The organism is Thaumasiovibrio clandestinus (assembly GCF_047250365.1).
Taxonomy (GTDB): Bacteria; Pseudomonadota; Gammaproteobacteria; order Enterobacterales; family Vibrionaceae; genus Thaumasiovibrio.
This window is the reverse complement of sequence record NZ_JBLBVL010000039.1, coordinates 1-3,122: the sequence shown is the minus strand read 5'-3', so window position 1 is coordinate 3,122 and position 3,122 is coordinate 1. Positions and strand designations below refer to the sequence as shown.

The window sequence follows — 3,122 nt, the reverse complement described above, 5'->3', positions numbered from 1 at the left end:
GCGTTATTCGCTTGAATTTGTAATGGTGATAGCTTTGTGATTTGCAGCAGGATGTGTGGTATATCTAAAATATTTAAAACCTCGTGATTTTATATTTATCATGTAATTTTAAGCGGTTATGCTGACAAAATTCACTCATAAATAAATCACTTGGAGTATGTTTTGTCATTTGAAATAATAGGCTTTGTTGGTTTAAATAAGAAAAATAACATTAATGATGTCAAACTGATAAAAGCATTATTGAATGTATATGCTCGTAAAAATACCAGCAGGGCATTAGCCATTACAGGAAAATGTGATAGTGAGCTAATTGATAAATTAGTTGAGTATCAGAATAAGCATCTTAAGATCTCCAAACCGAAATACTATGTAGAACCAAATGGAAAAATTGTAAAATCTCTGAATGAGTTGGTTCGCTCTGTTTTTAAACCGATGTCCATTAATCCACCAAAAGAAGGTGTACTTACTTGGAATGCAGAAGGGAATGAGGGTGGAGTATATCACAGCAGAAAATTACATGTTCCAAGTGAAAGTTCTGGTGTTACTGTAGGTAGAGGCTATGACTTGAGGAGGAAAACATCAGCTCTGATTCGTAAGGATCTTGCATCAGCAGGCCTAAGGCCTGATGTCATATCTAAGTTAGTGAATGCTATTTCACTAAAAGGTCAGCAAGCAAAACAATTTATCATTGATAATGATTTGATTGACTATCAAATTTCGACTGATGCTCAACTAAAATTATTTAAAATTAGTTATGATTTTGAAGCTTCAGAAGTGAAAAGGATTTGCACTAAAGCAGATGTTGTTAAGAAATATGGCAATACAGACTGGTCAAATTTAGATAAAACAATTAAGGAAGTGCTAGTAGACTTGAAATTTCGTGGTGATTATACGCCAGCAGCTAGAGAGTATTTGCAAGAAAGCATTGTTAATAATGATCTTGATGGTTTTAAAAAAATCATAACGAACAGATCGCTATGGGCAAGAGTTCCGGCTGATAGGTTTAATAAGAGAGTGAAGTATGTTAGGTAAATTGTATTTTCACGTTCTGAAAGTTAAGATCTCTAAAATAATACCTTTTTGCATGTTGCTATTCACCGTGTCTTCAAATTCTAGTATGTTACCTGCATCGATAGATAAAGTTGAAACATATAGAATTAATGACTTTTTGGTTCGCGTCATAAAGCATAATATGGAAGTCAATCCAATATTAGAAATTGACAAAATAATTACTCCTGAATTTTGTGTTATTGATAGTATAAAAATAAACTCAGTAACTGTTGCGAATGAAGAGCTAAGCTTCAACGAGTCATCTGGTGTTTTTGTTGAATCAATTTCATCTAAGCATAATGAAATCTTATTTTCTTTAGAGTATTTCTATCTTGAAGGAGGGAGTAATTATATAGATTGTGCTATTTCATTTAATGATAATTCAATTACTACACCCAAATGCAGCTATAAAGATAGCGTCAGCAGCGAATAACAAAAACATCAAGGTGACGCGTTACACTCGGCGGTTTTGGTATGGAGTCCAGTGCGCTTGGTAAGTATATCGTGGCGCACCTTATGTTCGGCGTTAGGCGAGTATGACAATTAGCTGCGTACAAAAAAGCGAGATGGTAAGGTGAAATTAATTAGTGAACTATATAATCCATTTCAACCATTATTAACTAACTCAGGGTTGAAATGTTTTGATCTATCTCTAGAGCAGGCCCTAGCTTCTAGTGCCTTAAACGGTATCGTACATTCGTATTTGCAGATCAGTACTGTTAAACCAACACCATACCCTGTCATCCCTGATGGTACTCAGGCGTTTTACATTGCACCCTATGGATTTAAATTAGGTGGTTCTCATGCACAAGCGTTTGATATTCCTCTGTTAGAGCCAGGGCAATACTTTGGGGTGAGATTTCATCCAGGTGCATTACGGTTTTTCTTAGATTTAGATGCTTCTGAAATATCGAGTCAACTTGTTGATGCTCAGTATTTCCCATCGTTACAACTGGATCGACTTCATAATGATATTTACCAAAATCAAAGCTTTTCTGGTCGGGTTAATATTTGTGAGCAATGGTTGTTAAGTAAAGTTAAGCCTCAGCTATCCACTCGATTTGACCTTGCGCTATCAAAGATATATCAATCTTTTGGTAATGTTAAAGTTAGTCATTTGTCGAGTGAGGTTGGTTGGAGTAGTCGTCATCTAAATCGTATATTTCAACTATATACAGGATTAAGTACCAAAAAATTTATGCAAACAATCCGGGTGCAGCATGCTTGTAGACTGCTGTACACTTTACCAAGTAGTTCACCGGATATGGCTCTGGGGCTTGGCTATTTTGACCAATCTCACTTTTTAAATGACTATAAAAAACGTTTACTATTGAATCCAAATGACTTTTTCGACCGCTTTAGGTCCGATTTTTACAATAGCTAAATTTAGTAGTTAGTAAAACTGTATCCCACTTAACAATTGGAGGTTTAGATGCAGTTTTCAAACGAACAAATATTGGCGATGTCAGATGGTGCTTTTTTTGGTCAAGGAAATGCTCAGTTACCAAGTTCATTGATGCTTATGGTTGATAAGGTTAGCCACATTTCCAGCAGTGGAGGCCGCTTTGGCAAAGGTCGTCTTGACGCGGAGCTAAAAATTAACCCGGATCACTGGTTTTTTGGGTGTCATTTTAAGGGGGATCCCGTGATGCCTGGTTGTTTAGGCGTTGATGCTTTGTGGCAGTTGCTAGGTATTTTCCTTGGTTGGTCTGGTTTACCTGGCAAGGGGCGCGCGTTGGGTGTGGGTAAAGTAAAGTTCACTGGACAAATATACCCTGATGCTGGCGAAATTCAGTATCAGCTACATATCAAACGCGTATTTACGAAGCCTATGCCGTTAGGAATCGCAGATGGAGTCGTAATTCATGACGGCAATATTATTTATCAAGCTACTGATCTTAAAGTTGGACTGATTAATGAGTAATATAACTTTTAGTAGTGGTTTCTAGCTGTTTACACGCACTATAAACCTGTTCGCCTAACAATGCCATCAAGGTGACGCATTACACTCGGCATTTTTGGTATGGAGTTCGGTGCGCTTGGTTGGTTCAGCGTGGCGCACCTTATGGCGG

General features: G+C 37.1%; 4 protein-coding genes. All 4 read left to right on the top strand.

The genetic code is table 11. The features are described 5' to 3' along the window. The first annotated feature begins 162 nt into the window (after nt 1–162). The 4 genes from ACKLNH_RS20490 (at nt 163) to fabA (ending at nt 2,974) form a co-directional block, all read left to right on the top strand. Nucleotides 163–1,032, top strand: a complete 870-nt coding sequence (locus tag ACKLNH_RS20490; RefSeq protein WP_413114117.1) for a pesticin C-terminus-like muramidase — start codon at nt 163–165, stop codon at nt 1,030–1,032. Beyond that, nucleotides 1,022–1,483, top strand: a complete 462-nt coding sequence (locus ACKLNH_RS20485) for a hypothetical protein (RefSeq protein WP_413114116.1) — start codon at nt 1,022–1,024, stop codon at nt 1,481–1,483. Before ACKLNH_RS20490 ends, ACKLNH_RS20485 begins: the two co-directional genes overlap by 11 nt. A gap of 141 nt (nt 1,484–1,624) precedes the next feature. Next, complete coding sequence (locus ACKLNH_RS20480) at nt 1,625–2,434, top strand: AraC family transcriptional regulator (RefSeq protein ID WP_413114115.1); 810 nt, start codon at nt 1,625–1,627, stop codon at nt 2,432–2,434. A gap of 48 nt (nt 2,435–2,482) precedes the next feature. Further along, a complete protein-coding gene (gene fabA / locus ACKLNH_RS20475; protein WP_413114114.1) occupies nt 2,483–2,974 on the top strand; it encodes a bifunctional 3-hydroxydecanoyl-ACP dehydratase/trans-2-decenoyl-ACP isomerase in 492 nt (163 codons plus the stop codon). The last annotated feature ends 148 nt before the right edge of the window (nt 2,975–3,122 follow it).

Excerpts from the sequence above, each read along its gene's own strand:
- ACKLNH_RS20485 (WP_413114116.1), top strand. The coding sequence starts at position 1,022 with ATGTTAGGTAAATTGTATTTTCACGTTCTGAAAGTTAAGATCTCTAAA.
- fabA (WP_413114114.1), top strand. The coding sequence starts at position 2,483 with ATGCAGTTTTCAAACGAACAAATATTGGCGATGTCAGATGGTGCTTTT.